Here is a 22077-nt window from a genome sequence, read left to right as displayed (position 1 = left end):
GACCCGGGAAAAGGCCGAAGGCCCCGGTCCGTGTGGACCAGGGCCTTCGGTACTGCTCTACCCGAATCAGGCGTTGCCGGAGAGCTTCTCCCGCAGAGCCGCGAGCTGCGCGTCGCTGGCGAGCGAACCGCCGGCGGACTCGGCCGGGCCGGAGGAGGCCTGCGAGCTGCCACTCTCGGAGGAGTAGTTGCCCGAGGCGGGACCGCCGTTGGCGGCCTCGGCGGCAGCGTCGGCTGCCATCTTCTCCATCTGAGCGGTGTGCATCTTGTGGCGACGCTCGGCCTCGGCGTAGCGGCCTTCCCACTCTTCACGCTGCTTGTCGAAGCCCTCGAGCCATTCGTTGGTCTCGGGATCGAAGCCCTCGGGGAAGATGTAGTTGCCCGCATCGTCGTAGCTGTCGGCCATGCCGTACTTCGACGGGTCGAACTCGGCGTGGTAGTCCTCGTTCGCCTGCTTCAGCGACAGCGAGATCCGGCGACGCTCCAGGTCGATGTCGATGACCTTGACCATCGCGTCGTCGCCGACGGCGACAACCTGGTCCGGGACCTCGACGTGGCGCTCGGCCAGCTCGGAGATGTGGACCAGGCCCTCGATGCCCTCTTCGACGCGCACGAACGCACCGAACGGAACCAGCTTGGTGACCTTGCCGGGCACGATCTGGCCGATGGCGTGGGTCCGGGCGAACTGACGCCACGGGTCTTCCTGGGTCGCCTTGAGCGACAGGGAGACGCGCTCGCGGTCCAGATCGACGTCGAGAACCTCGACAGTGACCTCGTTGCCGACCTCGACGACCTCGGACGGGTGGTCGATGTGCTTCCAGGACAGCTCGGAGACGTGCACCAGACCGTCGACGCCACCCAGGTCCACGAAGGCACCGAAGTTGACGATCGAGGAGACCACACCCTTGCGGACCTGGCCCTTCTGCAGCTGGTGCAGGAACTCGGAGCGGACCTCGGACTGGGTCTGCTCGAGCCAGGCGCGACGCGACAGAACCACGTTGTTGCGGTTCTTGTCGAGCTCGATGATCTTGGCCTCGATCTCCTTGCCGACGTACGGCTGGAGGTCGCGGACACGACGCATCTCGACGAGCGAGGCGGGCAGGAAGCCACGGAGGCCGATGTCGAGGATCAGGCCGCCCTTGACGACCTCGATGACGGTGCCCTTGACGGCCTCGTCCTTCTCCTTGAGCTCCTCGATCGTGCCCCACGCGCGCTCGTACTGCGCCCGCTTCTTCGACAGGATCAGGCGGCCTTCCTTGTCCTCCTTGGTGAGAACCAGGGCCTCGACCTCATCGCCCACGGAAACGACCTCGTTGGGGTCGACATCGTGCTTGATGGAGAGTTCACGGGAGGGGATGACGCCTTCGGTCTTGTAACCGATGTCGAGCAGGACCTCGTCACGATCGACCTTGACGATGGTTCCCTCGACGATGTCGCCATCGTTGAAGTACTTGATCGTGGCGTCGATGGCGGCGAGGAAATCCTCGGCGGAGCCGATGTCGTTGACGGCTACCTGCGGCGAGGTGACGGTGGTGGGCATATGTGGATTTGCTCCGGACGGATTGTGGTCGGTTGCGGACATTGGAACTTTCGGTACGCTGCGAGATCACCGCGACGAGGCGACGAAGGATACCGGGTAAGTATCGCACGGACCGCCACACTTGCTGGTGATCGAACTCAGCACGGGCGACTCCGTCATCGGATACCGTACGCATTCAACCCCGGCGCACAGCGCTCCTCGAAAGACACTCGCGTGCCTCAGCGTACGCGACCCGAGTCCAGCCGGGCAAACCACCCCCTCCACCCCGCCGATACCCTGGTCGCCGTGTCCGACGACGAACGCCATGCGCAGGCCAACGCGCTGCTGGGAACCACCGCGACCACCCGGACCAAGATCGGTTCGGCGGACAGCGAACGCGCGAGCAGGCGCTGGTGGGATGCCGATGCCGACCAGTACCACCAGACCCACGCCGACTTCCTCGGCGTCGACTCCCCCGGCGGCGAGTTCGTCTGGTGCCCGGAGGGCCTGCACGAGGGCGATATGGGTTTCCTCGGCGAGCTGACCGGCAGGTCCGTGCTCGAGATCGGCTGCGGTTCCGCGCCGTGTTCGCGCTGGCTCGCGGGTCAGGGCGCGCATCCGGTCGGGCTGGACCTGTCGATGGGGATGCTCGAGCGTGGCGTGGCGGCGATGGCGCAGGGCGGGCCGCGGGTGCCGCTGGTCCAAGCGGGCGCCGAGGCGCTGCCGTTCGCCGACGCGTCCTTCGATCTGGCCTGTTCGGCCTTCGGCGGCGTCCCGTTCGTCGCCGATTCCGCGCTGGTCATGCGCGAGGTCGCCCGGGTGCTGCGCCCGGGCGGGCGCTGGGTGTTCTCGGTGAACCACCCGATGCGCTGGATCTTCCCCGACGATCCCGGCGAGGACGGCCTCGTCGCGCGCATCCCCTACTTCGACCGGACCCCGTACGTGGAGGTCGACGGCGACGGCGTGCCCACCTATGTCGAGCACCATCGCACCATCGGCGACCGGGTCCGGGAGATCGTCGGCGCGGGCCTGACGCTGCTCGACATCGTCGAACCCGACTGGCCGGAGTGGCTGGACCGCGAATGGGGTCAGTGGTCGCCGCTGCGCGGGGAGATCTTCCCCGGCACCGCCATCTTCATCACCGAGAAGCCGCGCGTCTAGAACTCGGGCAGCGCCGCGAAGGCCGGGTCGACCCGCACGTTGGGCACGGTTTCGGCGACCCAGCGGCGAGCCCTGGTCAGCGCGTGATCGGGGAACACGGCGTCGAAGCGGACGTCGTCGGACAGCAGATAGGGCAGCCGACCGCGCAGCCCCGGCGCGTACGGGTGGGGCGGGCACATCTCACTGCGGTGGACCTGCGCACCGATCGAGGACTCCCGCAGCCCGGGCACCCCGGTCTCGGGACAGATGATCTGGAACACCGCGGAGCACCGATCCTTCGGTACCACGATCGAGGCGGCGAAGACGAGCTCGCCCCGCGGGCCCGGCAATTGCGTCTTCTCCACGCGCAGCAGCGCGGGCAACTGGTCGACCCAGACCACGAACGCCTCGATGAGACAGCCGGTGCGGGCGTGGTGCTCGGCCAGCCGCCTGCGCAGCCGCGGCAGATCGTGCAGCCGCGCGGGCAGGTCGGGCGCGCCGTCGACATAGGTCAACGCGACGACATCACGAGTGGCCGGATTCCCCCAGGTCGTGTTGTCCAACTGCTGCATTCCAGGAATGTCGAACGAGATGGGCACCGGGACAACTTACCGGCGCGGACGAGTTCGGTTGTGCCCGTGCGCGGGAGAAGTCGCGACTCAGGCGGAAATGCGTTCTTCGACCAACTCCACCAGCCAGGAGTGGTGATCGGTCACCATCGCGCGGCTGCGCGGGGTGGCCAGCACCGGCGCCAGCGCGGTGCGGAACGCCGCGGCGGCGGCGCGGTCGTCGAAGTCGAGGTCGACCAGGACGCGGCCGGGATCGCCCTCGACGCGCCCGACGCGGTAGGTGCGGACCCCGTGGTCGGCGCGGAAGCGATCGTACTGATCGAAGGCCGCCTTCCAGGTGTCGTAGTCACGCACGGTGTTGTCGATGTGCAGGGTGGTGGTCATGATCGCCTCCGTGGCCGGGTCGAATGGGATGACTCGAGTGTGGGCCCGATCGATGCCCGGCCGACATCCCTGATGCTGGGGGGTTTTCGCCGTAGACTGAGCCGGTGCCGAGCGCCTTGGCCGACCGGGTGAGCCGGCTGTGCCGTGCCGATCATGCCGCCAAACGACTACGTGAACTCGTGTTGGCCGAGATCCGGCTGTCGATGCCGTTCACCGGCCACGTCTTCGCGCTCACCGACCCGGTCACCGCGGTCGCGACGGCACCGCTCGCCGATGTGCCCGGGCTCGAGCTGGCGCGGCTGCCGGAACTGATCCGGGCTCGTTATCTCACCCCGCTCAATCGCTGGGACACCCTGCGCGGCACCGGCGCTCACTCCCTGCTCGACGCCACCGGCGGCGAACCCGACCGCTCGCTGCTGTGGCGCACCGCCCAGCGTGAGCTCGGCGTCACCGATTCGGCCACCGTCACCTTCGCCGACCGCTACGGCTGCTGGGGCTTTCTGGAGCTGCTGCGGGTCGACGAATCCCCTTTCACCAGAAGCGAACTCGCCGAACTCACCACCCTGACGCCGGCCATCTCGACCGCGCTGCGCGCCACGGTCGGCGCCGGGTTCGTCGAATCCGACGCGCAGCTGCCCCCACTGGGCCCCGCGGTCGTCCTGCTCGACGACGCCTTGCGCGTGCGCTCCCAGACGGCCGCCGCCGCCGAATCCCTGCTCCGTCTGCTGCCCCCCGACGAACCGATCCCGCCGGTCCCTGCCTCGGTCTACAACGCCGGGGCCGCCCTGCTCGCCGCCGAGGCGGGCACCCCCATCGGCCCCGCGTCGGCCCGCATCCACCTGGGCGGCAACCGCTGGCTCACCGTGAAGGCCGATCGCCTCGGCGACCACGACATCGCCGTCGCCCTGCAACCCAGCACCGCCGCCGAACGCCTTGACCTGTTCGCCCGCGCGCACGGCCTCTCGGCCCGCGAATCCCAGGTCCTCACCCTCCTCGCCACGGGCCTCGACTCCCGCGAGCTGGCCGCCGAACTCGTCCTGTCCGAGCACACCGTCAACGACCACGTCAAAGCCATCCTCGCCAAATCCGCCACCCGCACCCGCCAACGGCTCCTCACCCGAGTCCTCGGCAGCACCTGACGCGACCACTATGTCGATCGCGGCTTGCGGCCTGCCTGCTCGAGGGCCAGGCGCAGGGCGTATTCGATCTGGGAGTTGACGCTGCGCAGGTCGTCGGCCGCCCACTTGGCGATGGCCTCGTGGACGGCCGGGTCGAGCCGCAGCAGGACCTTCTTGGGTTCCTTCTTCGGCACCGTCATGTCGGTCAGGCGTAGAGGGATCCGGTGTTCACGACCGGCTGGGTGGCGCGGTCGCCGCAGAGGACGACGAGCAGGTTCGAGACCATGGCGGCCTTGCGTTCCTCGTCGAGTTCCACGGTGCCCGCCGCGGCGAGGCGGTCCAGCGCCAGGCCGACCATGCCGACGGCGCCCTCGACGATCTGGGTGCGCGCGGCGACCACCTGGGCGGCCTGCTGGCGGACCAGCATGGCCTGGGCGATCTCGGGCGCGTAGGCCAGGTGGGTGATCCGGGCCTCGATGACCTCGATGCCGGCGGTGAGGGTGCGCGCGCGCAGTTCCTCGGTGAGCTCCTCGGCAACCTCGGCACCGTCGCGCAGGCTGGTCCGTGAATCGTCGTGCGCGTCGTAGGGGTGGGTGGTGGCCAGGTGCCGCACCGCCGCCTCGGACTGGGTCTCGACGTACTCCTCGTAGTCGTCGACCGCGAAGGCGGCCTTGAAGCTGTCGACCACCTTGTAGACGACGACCGCCGCGATCTCGACCGGATTGCCGTCGGCGTCGTTGACCTTCAGCTTCTGGGTCTCGAAGTTGCGCACCCGCAACGAGATCGACTTGCGGTCGGTGAGCGGGAGCACCGAGAAGAACCCGGGGTCCGACACCGAACCGACGTAGCGGCCGAAGAAGGTGACGACCTTGGCCTCGTTGGGGTTGACGATGATCAACCCGGTGGCCAGCACCGCCAGCACCAGCACCACCACGGCCGCGGCGACCGCGCCCGCCCAGGCGAGCGCCCCACCGTCGTGCTGGGTGGCGGCGATGAACGCGAACACGGCGGCGGCGCCGAACACCAGGGTGAGCACCAGCCACCCCAGCAAGACGACGAACCCGTTGACGCGGAATGCGGACCGCAGCTCCATGACATCCTCCCGATATCTGAGTGATATCACTAAGATAGTAGATACCGGGGGGATCGACAAGCCGTGGCTACGCGGGCGCGATGTTGCGGTTGAAGCGAAACATGTTGCGCGGGTCGTAGTTCGACTTCGCGGTGGCCAGCCGGGCGTAGGTGTCGGGCGCGTAGCCCGCCTCGGTCTGCGCGGCGTTTGCGGCGGCACCCGCGCCGTAGAGGAAGTTCAGGCTGTGCCCGATCGTCCAGGGCGCCAGCGCTTCCCGGACCGCGGCCAGGCCCGCAGGCGCGGCATCGCCCTGCGCGCCGGTGATCACCCGCACGAGGAATTCGGCGTCGCGGTGGTCCACCGCCGCGCCGCCGTGCCGCAACGCCCCGCCCAGGTGGCGGATGTCGAGGACGGCCTCGACGGGTCCACCGGGCGCGGTCTGCGCGCGCAGCGCCGCGATCGCCTCGCCGGTCAGCTCGGACAGCAGCGCGTTGGTCGCGGCGTACGCGTGCGGGAAATCCGGATCGCTGTGGATGGCGTGCGACTCGGCGTACGGCAGCACGCGCAGGTCGTCGCGCATCCGCTCGCCGATCGCGCGCAGCGGGGCGACGAGCCGTTGCCCCTCCTCGGCCGGGCCGTCGAAGGCGATCCGGATCGAAGCGACGTGCCTGCCGCGCAACGGTTCCGGCACCGGGGTGATGTCCGGGAAGGTGAGCACCGCGATCGTCGAGGTGAGGGTGTCGGGCAGCGTCGCGGTCCATTGCCGCCACGTCTCGAGCGCCGTGTCGACCAGCGGGGTGTCGAACATCAACTGGCCGCCGTACACCTCGGTGACGGGCACCAGTTCGAGCTCCAGCGCGGTGACCACGCCGAAGTTGCCGCCGGAGCCGAGCACCGCGCCGAACAGCTCGTCGGCGGGGGTGAGCGTGCGCCTGCGGCCATCGGCGGTCACCAGGTCGATCGAGCGCACATGGTCAGCGGCATAACCGAATTCCCGGGCGAGCAGGCCGAGACCGCCGCCGAGCACGTACCCGACGACGCCGACCGACGGCGAGGAACCGGTGAGCGGCGCCAGCCCGTGCGCGGCCGCCGCCTCGATCAGGGCGCCCGCCCGCACCCCGGCGCCGATGCGCGCGGTGCGCGCGCCCGGGTCGACGGTGACGGCGTCCATCCGGCGGGTCGTGATCAGCACGCCGCGGTCGGCCGCCACCGAGAGCCCGTGCCCGGTGGCCTGCACCGCGACCGGAAGACCCTGCCGCGCGGCGTATTCCACGGCGGCACGGACGTCCTCGGCATGCACCGCGCCGACGACGAGGGCGGGGCGATGGGTGTAGGCGGTCTGGAACCCGGCCACCTCCTCGGCGTAGCCGGGGTCGGCCGGGGTGAAGACCGGGCCGGTGAAGGGCAGGGATTCGAGGGTCTGCGCTGCGTTGTCGGTCATGCCTTCGACTGTGCCGTCGCCGCTGGCAGAAGTACAACAGATAGTTGTTCTTGCTTCGATAAATATCAGTTATGTACTTCGCTAGAATCCCGGCATGGAACTGCGGCAGCTGCGGTATTTCGTCACCGTCGTCGACGAGGGCGGGTTCACGCGTGCGGCCGAGCGTCTGCATCTGACGCAGCCGGGGTTGAGCGCCCAGGTCAGGCAGCTGGAACGCGAACTGGGTCAGCCACTGCTGCACCGGGGCGCTCGGTCGGTGACGCCCACCGAGGTCGGCTCGGCGGTGCTGGCGCATGCACGGGCCGCCCTGGCGGCGGCCGACCGGATCGGCGAGACCGTGCAGGAATTCTCCGGGCTGCTACGCGGGCACGTGCGGCTCGGCGTGATCTCCGGCGCGGCCACCGAGGAATTCGATGTCGCGGGCGTGCTCGCCGACTTCCACGATGATCACCCGCAGGTGCGGATCAGCCTCACCGAGGACACCGCCGAGCGGATGCTGGCCGCCCTCGAGCGTGGCGAGCTCGACATCGCCCTGGTCGGATTGACCGGCGCCGCACCGAATCCCGGCATCGGACTGGACGTGATCCTGGAGACGCCGGTGGTCGCCGCCGTCGCCGGCGACGCGCCCGCCGACCCCGGCGAGTCGGCGGGCACGATCAGCCTGTCCGCGCTGACCGAACATCGCCTGATCTGTCTCCCGCGCGGCACCGGCCTGCGGGGCGTATTCGAAAGAGCGTGCGCTGCGGCGGGTTTCACTCCGGACATCGCCTTCGAGGCCGCCGCTCCCCCGCTGCTGCTGCGGCTGGCCGCCCACGGTCTCGGCACCGCGGTCGTGCCCGCGCTCACCGAGGACGAGGCGAAGGCGTTCGGCGTGCGCGCGCTGGCCATCGTCGACCCGCCGATCCGTGGGCGGCTCGCGCTGGCCTGGCGCACCGATCGCCCCGGCGGACCGGCGGCCAAGGTCTTGCTCGGCCAATTGCGCATCGCCCTCGGCCGCCGCTGAAACAGCCCGGAAATCCGCTGTGAACTGGCCTTTTACTCTGGACTTCACCATCGGACAGAGCGGATAATTCAGACATCCGGTGCCGCTGTCGGGGGGCGACAACGAAAGTATCGGACAAAGGACGAAACAATGATCGTCAACAAACTGGTGGCAACGGCGATATTCGCCATCGCGGCCACCGGTGTCAGCACGGCTATGGCGAATGGACAGGCCCGAGTGGGCCAGGATCTGACCTTCAGCGCGATCGACGGGCCACTGGCCTACACGACGACACTGGCGGCGGACCACTCGACGGCGACGATCGACCTCGTCGCGGGGCGGTTCGCGCTCGGCGACGGCACGGTCACCGTCTTCGCCGACGACGGCGCGGTGGTCGGCGCCATTCCGACGACCCTGCGCATGGCGACCGGGCAGAGCGTCACCGTGGCGCCCGCTCTCGACAGCAGCGCGCGGGTACTGACCCTCACCCCGGTCAGTGCGCCTGCGCCCGCCGCGGCGGCGACCGCACCCGCGGTGCTCGGCCTGCAGCAGGCCGCCACGACGGGCTCCATCGTCGCCGGCGTCGCGATCGGGTGCGCGGTCGGCATTCTGATCGGGATCTGGTTCTTCCTGGTCGGCGCGGTGGTCGGCTGCGTGATCGGTGGTGTCATCGGCGGGTTCATCGCCGCGGGAATGTGAGCGGGATCGAGTGAAGGAGAGACTCGTCTGACTGCGGTCCGCCACGACCGGCCCGGACCGGCCCGGTCCGGGCCGTGGTCGTCAGGCGGGGATCGAATCCTGGCGCGCCACGGCCACCGGCTTGCCCGCCATCTCGCGCACCACGAGGTAGATCGGGAAGGCGATGGGCGACAACAGGATCGTGGCGACCAGCAGCGGGCCCATCAGCAGCGGGGAGATCCCGCGCTCGCGGCTGTCGAGGTAGATCCAGCGGCCGAGGAACAGGTCCCAGGCGATGATCTGGGCCCACAGGGCGGTGAGCAGGGCCGGGTCGGCGACGGCGGCGGTGATCGCGTCCAGCGACGGCGAGGTGACCAGCGACCACAGCGCGCCGAGGACCGGCACGGCCACGATCGCCCAGATCGTCAACGGCAGCAACACGATCCACGGCGAGCCGATGATCGTCCGGGTGTGGCGCCAGGTGGGCGCCAGGATCATCAGCGCCCAGAAGGGCACAGTGACGAAGAACGAGAGATCGAAGAGCGTGCTCATGCGGTGACCGCCTGTCGGGTGAGGGTCGCGCTCGCGAGCGAGGCGAGAGTTCCGGCGACGACGAGGGTGACGATCGCCGCGGCCGCGGTCAGGGTGACCCGGTCGGGATGAATCAGCGGCTGACCGCGCAGGGCCTGCCAGGTGAGCAGCGCCAGCGTCGCGGCGTAGCCGAAGGCCACGGTCCAGACCAGCCCGAGGCGGGCACGCACGGAAGCGAACACCGGCACGCGCGGCGCCAAGATGAGCAGCAGCGCGGCGAACAGTGGCAACACCTGCAGGGCGTGCATGCCGAAGAAGTGCGGAATACGCAGGTCCCCGTGCGTGGTGCTCCAGCCGGTCAGCGGCATGCCCGGCGTGCCGTCGGGCGCGCCGACGGTGTGCGCGCCGGCGATGTCGGTCACGCCCGATTCGCGGTTCGGCATCAGATTGCCCAGGCCGAGCCCGACCAAGGTGATCGCCAGACCGAGCCGGATCGACCAGGTGGTCGCCCGGTCACCGAACCTGGCGAACGCGAGCTGCGCCGCGACGACCATGGTGGCGAGGAAGAGCACGAGGATGGTGCTGCCCATGGTGACCCACAGCACGGCATCGAACGTGGTGGTCATGTTGTAGTGGCTGCGGGTGCCGCGCACCACCTGACCGAAGATGATCAGCTGCTCGATGGCGCCGGCGACGACGATCACCGTCGCCATCGCCGAGGTGAGCCGGGACACCTTGGGCCGCAACGAGATCAGCCAGGCCAGCGCGACGCTGTAGAGCACGAACGAGATCGCGAACTTGGTCGGCTTGAACCAGGCGGTCGACCCGGCGATCACCCGGTCGTCGACCAGCATCCCGACCAGCCCGACGACGACCAGTACCGCGTTGATCGCGGCGAAGTAGAGCAGGGGGCGGTGGAGTCCGGACTGCCTGCGGGGCAGCGCGTCGAGGGACGAAAGGACAGACATGACGAATCTCCCAGAGATAGATAGCTTCACTATCCGTTATGGATAGTTAGACTATCCGCTGTATCCAGGGTGAGCAAGGGGGTGGCCGAAAGCAGAGGTGAACTGTGCGGATCTCCGAGTTGAGCGAGCGCAGCGGGATCGCGCTCGCGACGATCAAGTACTACCTGCGTGAGGGCCTGCTCCCGCCGGGCGAGCGGACCGGGCCCAACCAGGCCAGCTACGGCGAACAGCACCTGCGCAGGCTGCGGCTGGTGCGCGCGCTGATCGAGGTCGGCGGGCTGCCGGTGGCCACCGTGGGCGAAGTGCTCGCCGCCGTCGACTCCCCCGACCTGCCCATGTTCAGCCTGCTCGGCGTGGTGCAGGACAGCATCACCGCACCACCGCCGCCCGCCGCCGACGCCGAATGGGAGCGCGCCGCGGCCACCGTGCGCGCGGAGATGGACCGTCGTGGCTGGGACGCCGAGCCGAGCCCCGGGCCGATCGACATCCTCACCTCGGTCCTGGTGCGGCTGGCCCAGCTGGGCTACGAGGACTGGGGCACCACCGCGCTGCCGAGCTACTTCGACGGTGCGCGGGTGATCGCCGACAACGACGTGGCGACCGCGCTGGCCGCGGGCGGGCGCGACGACATCATCGACGCCGTCGTGGTGCTGACCGTCCTCGGTGACACCGCCATGGCCGCCATCCGGCGCATCGCCCAGGCCCAGGTCTCGCTGGAACAGCTGAAGAACCGCCAGGAATGAGCGACGGCCCCGCGGATATCCGCGGGGCCGTCGGTCTTTCGGCAGCTCAGAGCAGGCGCGACAGGAAAGCCTTGGTGCGCTCGTGCTGGGGGTTGGCCAGCAGCTCGCGCGGCGGGCCCGACTCGACGACCACACCGCCGTCCATGAACACCAGCTCGTCGGCGACCTCGCGGGCGAAGCCCATCTCGTGGGTCACCACGATCATCGTCATGCCGGAGTCGGCGAGTTCGCGCATGACGGTGAGCACCTCGCCGACCAGCTCGGGGTCCAGCGCCGAGGTGGGCTCGTCGAACAGCATCAACTTGGGGTCCATGGCCAGCGCCCGCGCGATGGCGACCCGCTGCTGCTGACCGCCCGACAACTGCGCCGGATAGGCGTTGCGCTTGGCGGCCAGCCCGACCCGCTCCAGGAGCTCCTCGGCCCTGGCGATCGCGTCGGCTCTGCGGAGGCCGCGCACCTGGGTCGGCGCCTCGATGATGTTCTCGAGGGCGGTCCGGTGCGGGAACAGGTTGAAGTGCTGGAACACCATCCCGATGTCGCGGCGCTGGACCGCGGCGTCGCGCGGATGCATCTCGTAGAGCTTGCCGTTCTTCTCCCGGTAGCCGACGAGATCACCGTCGACGTAGAGCCGGCCCGCGTTCACCTGCTCGAGGTGGTTGATGCAGCGCAGGAAGGTCGACTTGCCCGAACCCGAGGGCCCGACCAGGGTCAGCACCTTGCCGCGCGGCACCTCCAGCGAGACGCCCTTGAGTACCTTCAGCGCGCCGAAGTTCTTGCACACCCGATCGGCGAGCACCATCGGCGGCGTCGTCACTGCTGATTCGCTCATTTCGCCTTCACCGCCGCCTGCGCCGTGGCCAGTTCCTCGAGCTGCTTGGCCGTCAGCTGCCGGGTGGCACCGCGCGAGTAGTAGCGCTCCAAGTAGTACTGCCCGACCATCAGGACACTGGTGATCGCCAGGTACCAGGTGGCACAGACGAGCAGCAGCGGGATCGGCTGGAAGTTCACGCCGTAGATGTCGCGCGCGCGGCCGAACAGATCGGTGCTGAGCGGGATGGCCGTGACCAGCGAGGTGGTTTTGAGCATGCCGATCAGCTCGTTGCCGGTGGGCGGGATGATCACCCGCATCGCCTGGGGCAGCACCGTGCGGCGCATCGTCTGCGTCCACGACATGCCCAGCGCCACCGAGGCCTCGCGCTGGCCCTCACCCACGGAGTTGATGCCCGCGCGCACGATCTCGGCCATGTAGGCGGCCTCGTTGAGACCGAGGCCGATCACCGCGAACAGGAACGCCGCCTGCAGATGCTGCACGTCCAGGTGGAAGAACTGCGGGCCGAACGGCACGCCGAGGTCGATCTGCTTGTAGAGCGAGGGCACCAGGCCCCAGAACACCAACTGCACGAAGACCGGGGTGCCGCGGAAGATCCACAGGTACACCCACGCGGTGGTCCGCAGCACCGGGTTCGGCGACAGCCGCATCACCGCCAGCACGGTGCCCAGACCCACCGCGATCGCCATGGCGAGCACGGTGAGTTCCAGGGTCACCAGCGCACCCGCGGTGATCCGGCTGTCGAACAGGTACTTGCCGTAGGTGTCCCACCGGTAGGCGGGGTTCGTGGCCGCGCCGTAGACGAACAATCCCACCAGGATCAGGATGATTGCCGCCGCGATCCAGCGACCCGGCCTGCGCAGCGGGACCGCCGTGATCGGTTCGGGTTCGGCGCCCGGTCCGGGCACCTCCACCGTGTCGTTACGCTCGGTCACGTCAGCTCACTGCGCCGTTGATCACCGAGGTCTTGATCTGACCGTCCTGCACACCCCAGTTCGTGGTGATCTCGCCGTACTTGCCGTTGTCGATCAGGTGCTGCAGCGCCTTCTGCAGGGCCGCCGCCAGGGGCGAGCCCTTCTGCACGGCCCAGCCGTAGGGCGCGGAATCGAACAGCGGGCCCGCGGCCTCGATCTTGCCCTCGCTCTGCTTGATCGCGTAGGCGGTCACCGGGGAGTCGGCCGACATCGCGTCGACCTGGCCCAGCACCAGCGCGTTGGTCGCGGCGCTCTGCTCGTCGAAGGCCTTCATATCGATGGCCGGCTTGCCCTCGGCGACGCACTTGGCGCTCTTGGCGGGAATCTCGTCGGTGTGCTCGACCGTAGTGGACTGTACGGCGACTTTCTTGCCGCACGCATTGTTCGGATCGATGGCTTTACCGGTTTGCTGGGCCCACTGGATGCCCGCGGAGAAATAGGTCGTGAAATCGACCTGCTGTTCGCGTTCGCGCGAATCGGTGATCGAGGACATACCCACGTCGTAGGTGCCGGCCTGAATCGCGGGAATGATCTTCTCGAACGAGGATTCGACGTAGTCGACCTTCAGCCCGAGAGTGGTCGCCACGGCGTCGAGGAGGTCGACGTCGAAGCCGACGATCTTGCCGCTCGCGTCCTTGTACTCGTTCGGCTGGTACGGCACGTTGACGCCGACCACCAGCTTGCCTGCCTGCTTCACCTTGTCGGGAACGGCCGCGGCGAGCGCGTCGACCTTCTCCACCGAAACCTTGGTCACCTCGGCGGTGTCGCCCTCGGTGTTGTCGGCACAGCCGGTCAACACCAGCGCACCCGCGGCCGCGGTACACAACAGCCGCGCGGCGCTGCGGCCGAGAACAATACGAACAGACAAAGGAGCCTCCACATTTCACGTCGACGCCGGCCACGTGTCAGCGCCTGTTTGGCAATGTATGCGAACCGGACACAGCGTGGTGCGACAGTAACCGAAGATTAATCAGCCAATGTGAAAGGGGTCCCTTCACCTCCGGTGCACGCGCGCTCTGACCTGCTCGGTGAATTCGCTGGTCGAAGCCAGGCCACCCAGATCCGCGGTCGCGATTCCGGCCGCCAGCGTGGCCGCGACGGCGCGGGTGATTCGCTCGGCGGCGTCGTGCAGCGCGCGGTCGTCGTCGCGAACGGCCAACCACCGCAACAACATCGCCGCCGACAATTGCAGCGCCGCCGGGTTGGCGCGATTGCGCCCCGCCAGCCCGGGCGCGGCGCCGTGCACGGCCTGGGCCATCGCCTTGGTGTCGGAGCAGTTCAGGGAGGCGGCCATGCCCAGCGAGCCGGCCAGCTCGCCCGCGAGGTCGGAGAGGATGTCGCCGAACAGGTTCTCGGTGACGATCACGTCGTACTCGCCGGGCGTGCGCACCAGGTGCGCGGCCATCGCGTCGACGTGCTCGTCGTCGACCCGCACGTCCGGGTACCGCGCGGCCACCTCGTAGCAGACGTCGCGGAACAGGCCCGTCGTCATCGGCAGCACGTTCGCCTTGTGCACCACCGTGACCCGCTTGCGCCTGCCCTGGGCCAGCCGCAGCGCCTGGTGCGCGATCCGCTCGCACGCCTGCCGGGTGATCACCGCGACCGCCATCGCCACATCGGGGGTGGGGCGGAACTCCCCCGATCCGGCGAACATGTTGCGGTCGGCGTAGAAGCCCTCACTGTTCTCCCGCACGATCACCAGGTCGATGTCGGGTGCGCTCGCCCGCACCCCGGCGAACGCGGCCGCGGGCCGGATGTTGGCGTAGAGGCCGAGCCGTTTGCGGATGGTACCGCCGGGCGCGATCCGCATGTCGGTGGGATAGGACGCGTTGTCGTGCGGGCCGAGGATCCACGCGTCGAGGTCCTCGAGCGCGACCAGCGTCTGCTCGGGCAGCGGGTCGGCGTAGGCCGCGATGGCGTCGTGGCCCATCAGCAGCGGCACCCACTCCACCGGGCCGCGACCGGCCGCACCGATCGCCTCGTCGACGACCGCTCGCGTCGCGGCGACCACCTCGGGGCCGATTCCGTCTCCGTCGATCACACCGAGCCGCAGGCTCGCCTTCGCACCGTTCACGCGTCCATCCTCGCGCCTGACCGGACCGAGTCGGCCACGGGGACACGCGGGAGCGACTACTTTCTGCAGATCATGGTGCAGTCGGTGGAGTTGCTCCTGGACGAACACGGCGAGGCCGAGGTCCGGCGGCAGTGGGCGGTGCTGGCCGAGGCCGGGATCGGCAGTCCCCGCGGCGCGACCCATCGACCGCACGTCACCGTCGCCGTGGCGCGCGAGATCTGGCCCCGGATCGACCACGCGCTGGCCGAGATCGAGTTCCGGCCGCTGCCGATCACGCTGGGCGGGCTGCTGGTCTTCGGGGCCCGCAGGCCGATCCTGGTGCGACCCGTCGTGGTCACCGAGGACCTGCTCGCCCTCCAGCGCCGGGTCCACCACCTGGTGGCGCCCTGTCCCGGCGTCCCCGCGACCATGGCGCCGAACGCCTGGACCCCACACGTCACGCTGGCCCGCCGGGTGCCGCCGGACCGGCTCGGCGCGGCGATCGGCGCGGTGGCCACCGACCATGACTTTTCCACCGTTGTGGTGGGCATTCGCCGCTGGGACGGGGAGGCACGCCAAGAGCGCCTCGTGGCCGGTGGAAGATAGAGGGACGCCACGGCGTTACAGCCGAGGACACCGACAAGGAAGGGACGTCATGGCCACCCAGACGCTGACCCAGCAGAACTTCGACGAAGTAATCACCGGAAACGACGTGGTCCTCGTCGATTTCTGGGCTTCCTGGTGCGGACCGTGCCGCAGCTTCGCACCGACCTACGAGGCCTCCTCGGACAAGCACACCGATGTGGTCTACGGCAAGGTCGACACCGAGGCCGAGCAGGGACTCGCGGCCGCCGCGAACATCCAGTCCATCCCGACCATCATGGCCTTCCGCGAGGGCGTACTCGTGTTCGCCCAGCCGGGCGCGCTGCCGCCCGCCGCGCTCGAGGACCTGGTGACCCAGGTGAAGGGCCTGGACATGGACGAGGTGCGCAAGCAGATCGCCGAGCAGTCCACTCCCGCCGAATAGGCGCCGCGTACGCGAAGGGTCCGTTCACCTCGGGTGAGGTGAACGGACCCGGACGTGCTCGTCGGCTCAGCCGGCCAGCAGGTTGAGCCCCGCGATCATGGCGCGGACACTCGACTCGGCGGCATCGGCGCGCATGGCCGCGGCCCAGCCGCGCTTGCCGTTGAACTCGCACTGCACGAAGGTGGCGATGCCCTCGGCGGTGCGGCGCTGATGGAACTGCAGGATCTCGAGGGGGTAGCCCTCGTCGTAGAGCGCCGAGGTCATGGCGGCGACCGGGCTACCGGCCGCGATGACGGTGCGCAGATGGTCGGCGAATTCCAGGGTTGCGGTGAAATCCGTTCCGGAACAGGTGAATTCGCCGAGAGTGATCGGTCCGTCGATCCGGGTGTACCGGTCGAGGAACTGGGCGGGAGTCAGGTCGATGGTCTCGGCGCGCAGCCCCTTGGGGGCGGCGTCGAACAGGGCACGGTCCAGTGTCAGCAGTGTCATTGCAGGTGAGGTCTTCCCGAAGATCGTCTTCGTTGGCAGGTGGGACCAGCAGAACAATGAAAATCAGCCCGCAGCGAGGGGGCCGGTCCGAATCAGACCCCGCTACGGCGGGTTACTACGAGAAGAATCTGCCGTGTGGCTGCCTGCGCGGTCTGCGCAGCAGCGGCCGCGCGGTCGCGGTCAGCGACTAGCAGCGCGGCAAAGCGGTCGGCGGGATTCGGCACGGAATCGAGAATAGGGCGATCGTCGCGAAACCGCAACTTGCTTTTCGCCTCGACGTGTCTACTCGTGAGTACCATCACCGCAGCTCAGCGCGTACGCGCTCGGCGCCCGGTACCGTGGTCGCATGGGTACGGTCTTCGCGATGACGATCCCCGGGCTGGCGGCGCTGCTGGTCCTGCTGGCGCTGGTGGAAGTGGTCGTCAACCGGCTCACCGGCACCCGGATACTTCCCTGGACCCGCAAGCGCACCGGCCCGGCGGTGGCGGCGACCGGGTTCGAACATCTGACCGCGATGTTCCAGGGATCCAAGCAGCACGAGTTCGAGCAGCGGCAGAGCACCCTGATGCACCGGGAGACGCCGTCGGAGGGCGCGCCGCCCCGGGATCGGGTGGACCTCACCGGCGGCTCGGCCACCCTCGTCGTTCGCGGCGAGTGATCCGTATTCGCTAGTCCCCCAGCGGTTTCCGGCCATCGGCCAACCGCTCGACCACGGCCAGCGCCCGCGCCGAACCGTCGACGTCGACCTGCAGACGCAGCCCGTCGGGACGCGGACTCGTGCGCAGCACCACCTTGTCGCCCGCCATCACCGGGCCGACGTGCTCGACGATCGCCCGGTACGGCAGTTCGTGCCGGTCGGGGTGCGCGGCGAGAGCCTCCTCCACGGCTTCCCAGTAGACGGCGTTGTTGACATGGCCCAGCCGGTCCACGTCGGTCACCCGCAGCGGGAACGGCACCGCCTCGACATCGAGGTCGTCGAGTTCGCTCAGCGCGGCCCGCCAGCGCAGCCGGTGCTCGGTGGTGCTGGCCAGCATGGGCGCCATGAACGCGTCACTCATCCGGGCGGGCCGTCCGGCCACGGGGTCGATGTGGATGAGGAACGCCGCGGCCTCGATGTGCCCGCCGCGCTCGCCTTTGAGCTGAATCCGCATGTCGCACCAGCGATTCGACAGCGCGTCGGCCCACCGGCGTAGCTGCACGCGGTCACCGAACTCGATCGGCTCGTAGACATCGATCACGGTGCGCCGCACGATCCACGCCTGATGGGCGTCCCCGTCCTCGACCGCGTCGAGGTGGTCGAACCCGATGTCCTGCAGATACCGGGCCACCGCGTCGAGCCGCAGCCGGTCCTGCCCGTCGGTATCGCCGAGACGCACCGGCCACGACGCCGCGAAGGCGCGGGTGATGTCGGGGCAGTCGGGCAGCGGGGTCGCGATGACATCGGCGCTCATACCGCCGATGCTGCCACACCCCGCGCGCGAACCGAGGACGCATCTCCGGCCGGGCCCGGACTACTACGCCCCCTCGGCGGCCTGCTTGATCCCGTCGACGTGGCCGGCCCACATCGCGCGGGAGTGCTCGGCCTCGGCCGGGCTCGCGTTGTTGTCCTGACTCAGCGACAGGTGGGTGCCTGTCGCGCTGCCGGTCAGCTCGTAGGTGAGCGTGTGATAGCTCTCGGGCCGGTCGGGCGCGCCGCTGAGCGGGCTGTAGTGGGTGAGTTTCAGCAGTCGGCCGGGCTCGACGGCCAGGATCTCCCCTTTGTCCTCGTACGCGGTGCCCTCGTACTCACCCGTCCAGGTGATCGGGCTGCCCGGCAGCCAGTCGGTCGACACCTCGGCCCCGAACATGAACCGGCGGATCTGCGCCGGGTCGGTCAGCACGGCCCAGACCCGGTCGGGCGAGGCGGTGATCTCGGTATCGGCGGTAGCGACGAATCCGGTCATGGCACTCAACTCCTTCGGTCTACCCTCACCACCCTACGACCGCGCGGTCGGCGACGTCTTGGACAAAGGCGCCACCTGTCGCCGGGTGTACTCGTATTCCGGCACCGCGAAGCCGGCGTCGAACCGCGCGATCCCGGCGTCGGTGCGCTGCCAGCCGCGGTGCTCGTAGAAGGCGATCGCCGCGGTGTTGGCGCGCAGTACCTCCAGGTAGACCGGCCGATCGGGGAACCCCCGCGCCGACCAGGCCAGGCCCGCCTCGATCAGGGCCGTACCGATCCCCCGTCCGAGCAGGCCCGGCCGGGCATGCAGGTTGTCCAGCAGCACGCGCCCGTCCGGCATCGGGCGCAGGTAGACGAACCCCACCAGCTCGCCGTCGTCCTCGGCCACCAGCAACCCCGGCGTCAGCGCGTCGACCAGGATCGTCCGCCAGCGTGCGGCCAGGTCGGCGGGCATCGGCCCCGCCAGATACTCCGCGGGCAGCATCCCGGCATAGGCGACCCGCCAGCTGGCGGCGTGCAAGGTGGCGACGGCCGGCGCGTCGGCGACTCCCCCTGGTCGAATCAGCATCCGGTCATTCTGCCGACCGGGTCACGGCGGCGCCACCGCGTCACCTCGCCGTGGCGCCGCGCCGGGTGACCGCGTTCAGTGCGCCGCCGAATCCCAGCTGCGTCCGGTGCCGACCGAGACCGTCAGCGGAACCGAGAGCTCGATAGCGGACGACATCTGTTCCCGGGCAAGGGCTTCCAGCGTTTCACGCTCACCCTCGGCGACCTCGAAGACGAGTTCGTCGTGGATCTGCAACAGCATCCGGGAGCGCAGGCCAGCCGCGCGAATCGCGGTCTGCACGTTGATCATCGCGACCTTGATGATGTCGGCCGCGGTGCCCTGGATCGGCGCGTTGAGCGCCATCCGCTCGGCGGCCTCGCGGCGCTGGCGGTTGCTGGAATCCAGGTCGGGCAGATAGCGGCGACGACCGAACAGGGTCTGGGTGTAACCGACCTTACGGGCCTCGTCGACGACCTCCGACAGGTAATCGCGGATGCCGCCGAAGCGGTCGAAGTAGACGTCCATCTGCTCCTTGGCCTCGGCGGTGCTGATCTTCAGCTGGGCCGAGAGGCCGTAGGAGCTCAGGCCGTACGCCAGACCGTAGGACATGGCCTTGATCCGGCGGCGCATCTCCGGGTTCACCTCCGACAGCGGGATGTCGAAGGCCTTCGACGCCACGAAGGTGTGCAGGTCCTCGCCGGAGTTGAACGCCTCGATCAGGCCCGCGTCGCCGGACAGGTGCGCCATGATGCGCATCTCGATCTGGCTGTAGTCGGCGGTCATCAGCTCGGCGTAGCCGGGACCGACGACGAAGGTGTCGCGGATCTGGCGGCCGGTGTCGGTGCGGATCGGGATGTTCTGCAGGTTCGGCTCGGTCGAGGAGAGCCTGCCGGTGGCGGCGATGGTCTGGTTGAAGGTGGTGTGCACGCGTCCGTCGTCGGCGACGGACTTGAGCAGGCCGTCCACGGTGACCTTGAGCCTGGTCGCGTCGCGATGCGCGAGCAGGTGCTCGAGGAAGGCGTGGCCGGTCTTCTCGAACAGCGACTCCAGCGCGTCGGCGTCGGTGGTGTAACCGGTCTTGGTGCGCTTGGTCTTGGGCATGTCGAGCTCGTCGAACAGCACCACCTGCAGCTGCTTGGGCGAGCCGAGATTGATCTGCTTGCCGATCACCTCGTAGGCGGAGTTGGCCGCCTCGGTGACCCGGTCGGCGAACTGACGCTGCAGCGATTCGAGCTGGTCGACGTCGACGGCGATGCCCGCCTCCTCGAGCGTACCGAGCACGCCGAGCAAGGGCAGTTCCATCTCGTGCAGCAGCGCGGTCGACTCGATCTGGGCCAGTTCCCGGTCCAGGGCCTCGGCCAGGTCGGCGACCGCGCGGGCGCGCAGCATCTCCTCGCGGGCGATGTCGGCGGCGACGGTGTCCTCGTCGTCGAGCAGCGAGAGCTGGCCCGAGTCGCCGGTCTCGGCGCGCAGTTCGCGCTTGAGGTAGCGCAGGGACAGGTCGTCGAGGTTGAAGCTGCGCTGGCCCGGGCGGACCAGGTAGGCGGCCAGCGCGGTGTCGCTGGTGAGCCCGGCCAGGGTGAGGCCGCGCCCGCGCAACGCGTGTTGGGCGGCCTTGGCCTCGTGCAGCGCCTTGGGGACGGCCGGGTCGGCCAGCCAGGCGCCCAGGGCCGCCTCGTCCTCGGTACTCAGCGCGGTGAGGTCGATATAGCCGCCCTCACCGTCGGCGGCCGCGATGGCCAGCGCGCGGGCGTCCCCGTGTACCGGGGTGCCGGTGCCGACGATCGAGAGACCGTGGCGGACACCGGCTTTCGCGTGCTCGGCCAGCCAGTCGGCGACCGCGCCCTGCTCGAGGGCGGCGCCGCTGATCTCGAAGCCCGACTCCGCCTCCGGTTCGGCGGAGCCGAGGGTTTCGAACAGACGGTCGCGCAGCACCCGGAATTCCAGGTCGTCGAAAAGCTGGTGGATCTTCTCCCGGTCCCACGGCGCCTGGGCCAGCTGGTCGGGGGTGTAGGGCAGCGGCACCTCGCGCACCATCTCGGTGAGCTGGCGGTTGAGCACCACACTGGACAGATTGGCGCGCAGTGAGTCGCCGACCTTGCCCTTGACCTGGTCGACCTTGTCCACCAGGGTGGCCAGGTCGCCGTACTCGCGGATCCACTTGGCCGCGGTCTTCTCGCCGACGCCGGGGATGCCGGGCAGGTTGTCGCTGGGGTCGCCGCGCAGCGCCGCGTAGTCGGGGTACTGGGCCGGAGTCAGACCGTACTTGGCCGCCACCTCGGCCGGGGTGAAGCGGGTGAGGTCGGAGACGCCCTTGCGTGGGTAGAGCACGGTGACGTCGTCGTTGACCAGCTGGATCGCGTCGCGGTCACCGGTGACGATGAAGACCCGGTAGCCCTGGGCGACGGCCTGGGTGGTGAGCGTGGCGATCACGTCGTCGGCCTCGTAGCCGTCGATCGCCATCACCGGGATGCCCAGCGCGCCCAGCACGTCCTTGGTGAGTTCGACCTGACCGCGGAACTCGTCGGGCGTCGCGCTGCGGTTGGCCTTGTATTCCGGGTACGCCTCGGTACGGAAGGTCTTGCGGGACACGTCGAATGCCGCGGCCACGTGGCTGGGCTTCTCGTCGCGCAGCAGATTGATCAGCATCGAGGTGAAGCCGTACACCGCGTTGGTGGTCTGCCCGGTGACGGTCTTGAAGTTCTCCGCCGGTAGCGCGAAGAACGCGCGGTAGGCCAGCGAGTGCCCGTCCAGGAGCAGCAGCGTCGGCCGCTCACTCCCGGAGACGGTGGTCGTTGTCGATGCCTGAGCAGTCGTCGGTGAACTCACCCGAATGAGTGTAGGGACCACCACCGACACGGGCGAACGCCGCCGCGCCGATCGCAGGAACCACACCCCCGCCGCCGCACCGATCACCGCCATCGCACCGACTACTGCCACCGCCCCGCCCGCGCCGCACTGCCCCGCCCCGCCCCGCGCCGGCACCGCACCGCACCGCACCGCACCGATCATTGCCCCGCCACCACGGCCCGACCCCGAGGAGGGCCCCGCCGCGCAGCGGCGGGTCGCGGC

The 22077-nt window shown here is 69.3% G+C and carries 25 protein-coding genes and 1 pseudogene; 9 read left to right on the top strand and 17 right to left on the bottom strand.

The window, feature by feature from the left end:
• Positions 1-66: 66 nt before the first annotated feature.
• The gene (gene rpsA / locus ATM97_RS04595; RefSeq protein ID WP_218716677.1) at positions 67-1539 is read right to left on the bottom strand and encodes a 30S ribosomal protein S1; all 1473 of its coding nucleotides are present in this window, start codon (positions 1537-1539) and stop codon (positions 67-69) included.
• 285 nt (positions 1540-1824) lie between these two features.
• Here rpsA and ATM97_RS04590 point away from each other — a divergent pair, with 285 nt between their 5' ends.
• Positions 1825-2679: a class I SAM-dependent methyltransferase gene (locus tag ATM97_RS04590; protein WP_218716676.1), complete on the top strand. Its 855-nt coding sequence runs from the start codon at positions 1825-1827 to the stop codon at positions 2677-2679.
• Here ATM97_RS04590 and ATM97_RS04585 read toward each other — a convergent pair.
• Positions 2676-3230, bottom strand: coding sequence for a hypothetical protein (locus ATM97_RS04585; RefSeq protein WP_218716675.1), 555 nt, complete (start codon positions 3228-3230; stop codon positions 2676-2678). The genes ATM97_RS04590 and ATM97_RS04585 overlap by 4 nt on opposite strands.
• A gap of 87 nt (positions 3231-3317) precedes the next feature.
• Positions 3318-3611, bottom strand: a complete 294-nt coding sequence (locus ATM97_RS04580) for a hypothetical protein (RefSeq protein WP_218716674.1) — start codon at positions 3609-3611, stop codon at positions 3318-3320.
• Positions 3612-3715: 104 nt separating this feature from the next.
• On the opposite strand from ATM97_RS04580, the gene ATM97_RS04575 reads away from it, so the two are divergent.
• Entirely contained in the window at positions 3716-4750 is a 1035-nt protein-coding gene (locus ATM97_RS04575) for a helix-turn-helix transcriptional regulator (RefSeq protein ID WP_218716673.1), read from the top strand.
• 8 nt (positions 4751-4758) lie between these two features.
• Here ATM97_RS04575 and ATM97_RS04570 read toward each other — a convergent pair whose 3' ends face one another.
• The 3 genes from ATM97_RS04570 to ATM97_RS04560 form a co-directional block, all read right to left on the bottom strand.
• Positions 4759-4929, bottom strand: coding sequence for a hypothetical protein (locus ATM97_RS04570; RefSeq protein WP_218716672.1), 171 nt, complete (start codon positions 4927-4929; stop codon positions 4759-4761).
• A gap of 5 nt (positions 4930-4934) precedes the next feature.
• Positions 4935-5822: an SPFH domain-containing protein gene (locus tag ATM97_RS04565; protein ID WP_218716671.1), complete on the bottom strand. Its 888-nt coding sequence runs from the start codon at positions 5820-5822 to the stop codon at positions 4935-4937.
• Between the two features lie 67 nt (positions 5823-5889).
• On the bottom strand, positions 5890-7242 hold the full coding sequence (locus ATM97_RS04560) for an FAD-binding oxidoreductase (RefSeq protein WP_218716670.1): 1353 nt from the start codon (positions 7240-7242) through the stop codon (positions 5890-5892).
• Between the two features lie 94 nt (positions 7243-7336).
• On the opposite strand from ATM97_RS04560, the gene ATM97_RS04555 reads away from it, so the two are divergent.
• Together ATM97_RS04555 and ATM97_RS04550 are read left to right on the top strand one after the other, a co-directional pair.
• Positions 7337-8245 (top strand): LysR family transcriptional regulator, encoded by a 909-nt coding sequence (locus ATM97_RS04555; RefSeq protein ID WP_218716669.1) that lies wholly within the window; start codon positions 7337-7339, stop codon positions 8243-8245.
• Between the two features lie 129 nt (positions 8246-8374).
• Entirely contained in the window at positions 8375-8923 is a 549-nt protein-coding gene (locus ATM97_RS04550; RefSeq protein ID WP_218716668.1) for a hypothetical protein, read from the top strand.
• A gap of 81 nt (positions 8924-9004) precedes the next feature.
• Here the strand turns inward: ATM97_RS04550 and ATM97_RS04545 are convergent, their stop codons facing one another.
• Together ATM97_RS04545 and ATM97_RS04540 are read right to left on the bottom strand one after the other, a co-directional pair.
• Complete coding sequence (locus ATM97_RS04545) at positions 9005-9454, bottom strand: ABA4-like family protein (protein WP_218716667.1); 450 nt, start codon at positions 9452-9454, stop codon at positions 9005-9007.
• Positions 9451-10401: a hypothetical protein gene (locus ATM97_RS04540; RefSeq protein WP_218716666.1), complete on the bottom strand. Its 951-nt coding sequence runs from the start codon at positions 10399-10401 to the stop codon at positions 9451-9453. The genes ATM97_RS04545 and ATM97_RS04540 overlap by 4 nt, the downstream gene beginning before the upstream one ends.
• A gap of 104 nt (positions 10402-10505) precedes the next feature.
• Here ATM97_RS04540 and ATM97_RS04535 point away from each other — a divergent pair, with 104 nt between their 5' ends.
• A complete protein-coding gene (locus ATM97_RS04535) occupies positions 10506-11144 on the top strand; it encodes a MerR family transcriptional regulator (RefSeq protein ID WP_218716665.1) in 639 nt (212 codons plus the stop codon).
• 46 nt (positions 11145-11190) lie between these two features.
• Here ATM97_RS04535 and ATM97_RS04530 read toward each other — a convergent pair whose 3' ends face one another.
• The 4 genes from ATM97_RS04530 to ATM97_RS04515 form a co-directional block, all read right to left on the bottom strand.
• On the bottom strand, positions 11191-11943 hold the full coding sequence (locus ATM97_RS04530) for an amino acid ABC transporter ATP-binding protein (RefSeq protein WP_218716689.1): 753 nt from the start codon (positions 11941-11943) through the stop codon (positions 11191-11193).
• Positions 11944-11969: 26 nt separating this feature from the next.
• Positions 11970-12908 carry an amino acid ABC transporter permease gene (locus ATM97_RS04525; RefSeq protein WP_218716664.1) on the bottom strand — a complete coding sequence of 313 codons (939 nt, stop codon included), beginning with the start codon at positions 12906-12908 and terminating at the stop codon, positions 11970-11972.
• Position 12909: 1 nt separating this feature from the next.
• Complete coding sequence (locus ATM97_RS04520) at positions 12910-13815, bottom strand: ABC transporter substrate-binding protein (RefSeq protein WP_255587009.1); 906 nt, start codon at positions 13813-13815, stop codon at positions 12910-12912.
• A 126-nt stretch (positions 13816-13941) separates the two neighbouring features.
• Positions 13942-15021: an isocitrate/isopropylmalate dehydrogenase family protein gene (locus ATM97_RS04515; protein WP_218716663.1), complete on the bottom strand. Its 1080-nt coding sequence runs from the start codon at positions 15019-15021 to the stop codon at positions 13942-13944.
• An 84-nt stretch (positions 15022-15105) separates the two neighbouring features.
• Here ATM97_RS04515 and ATM97_RS04510 point away from each other — a divergent pair, with 84 nt between their 5' ends.
• On the top strand, positions 15106-15606 hold the full coding sequence (locus ATM97_RS04510) for a 2'-5' RNA ligase family protein (RefSeq protein ID WP_308248373.1): 501 nt from the start codon (positions 15106-15108) through the stop codon (positions 15604-15606).
• Positions 15607-15655: 49 nt separating this feature from the next.
• Positions 15656-16027, top strand: a complete 372-nt coding sequence (gene trxA / locus ATM97_RS04505) for a thioredoxin (RefSeq protein ID WP_218716661.1) — start codon at positions 15656-15658, stop codon at positions 16025-16027.
• Between the two features lie 66 nt (positions 16028-16093).
• Here trxA and ATM97_RS04500 read toward each other — a convergent pair whose 3' ends face one another.
• Positions 16094-16516, bottom strand: coding sequence for a 2-keto-3-deoxygluconate kinase (locus tag ATM97_RS04500; protein WP_218716660.1), 423 nt, complete (start codon positions 16514-16516; stop codon positions 16094-16096).
• A gap of 346 nt (positions 16517-16862) precedes the next feature.
• On the opposite strand from ATM97_RS04500, the gene ATM97_RS04495 reads away from it, so the two are divergent.
• The gene (locus tag ATM97_RS04495; RefSeq protein WP_218716659.1) at positions 16863-17174 is read left to right on the top strand and encodes a DUF6191 domain-containing protein; all 312 of its coding nucleotides are present in this window, start codon (positions 16863-16865) and stop codon (positions 17172-17174) included.
• Between the two features lie 10 nt (positions 17175-17184).
• Here ATM97_RS04495 and ATM97_RS04490 read toward each other — a convergent pair whose 3' ends face one another.
• The 4 genes from ATM97_RS04490 to polA all read right to left on the bottom strand — a co-directional run bounded on the left by ATM97_RS04490 (position 17185) and on the right by polA (position 21834).
• Entirely contained in the window at positions 17185-17967 is a 783-nt protein-coding gene (locus ATM97_RS04490) for an acyl-[acyl-carrier-protein] thioesterase (RefSeq protein ID WP_218716658.1), read from the bottom strand.
• A gap of 63 nt (positions 17968-18030) precedes the next feature.
• Positions 18031-18459: an SRPBCC domain-containing protein gene (locus tag ATM97_RS04485; RefSeq protein ID WP_218716657.1), complete on the bottom strand. Its 429-nt coding sequence runs from the start codon at positions 18457-18459 to the stop codon at positions 18031-18033.
• Positions 18460-18492: 33 nt separating this feature from the next.
• The gene (locus ATM97_RS04480; protein ID WP_218716656.1) at positions 18493-19026 is read right to left on the bottom strand and encodes a GNAT family N-acetyltransferase; all 534 of its coding nucleotides are present in this window, start codon (positions 19024-19026) and stop codon (positions 18493-18495) included.
• Positions 19027-19101: 75 nt separating this feature from the next.
• Complete coding sequence (polA, locus tag ATM97_RS04475; protein ID WP_218716655.1) at positions 19102-21834, bottom strand: DNA polymerase I; 2733 nt, start codon at positions 21832-21834, stop codon at positions 19102-19104.
• A 4-nt stretch (positions 21835-21838) separates the two neighbouring features.
• Between polA and ATM97_RS04470 the strand changes: the two are divergent.
• Positions 21839-22077 (top strand): annotated as a pseudogene (locus ATM97_RS04470) (hypothetical protein); the annotation flags it as partial.

Origin of the sequence: Nocardia sp. MH4, from assembly GCF_019266065.1 — a bacterium.
In the GTDB taxonomy this organism is placed as follows: domain Bacteria; phylum Actinomycetota; class Actinomycetes; order Mycobacteriales; family Mycobacteriaceae; genus Nocardia; species Nocardia canadensis.
Note: the sequence above shows the minus strand (reverse complement) of the source record. Positions and strands in the feature narration are given on the sequence as shown.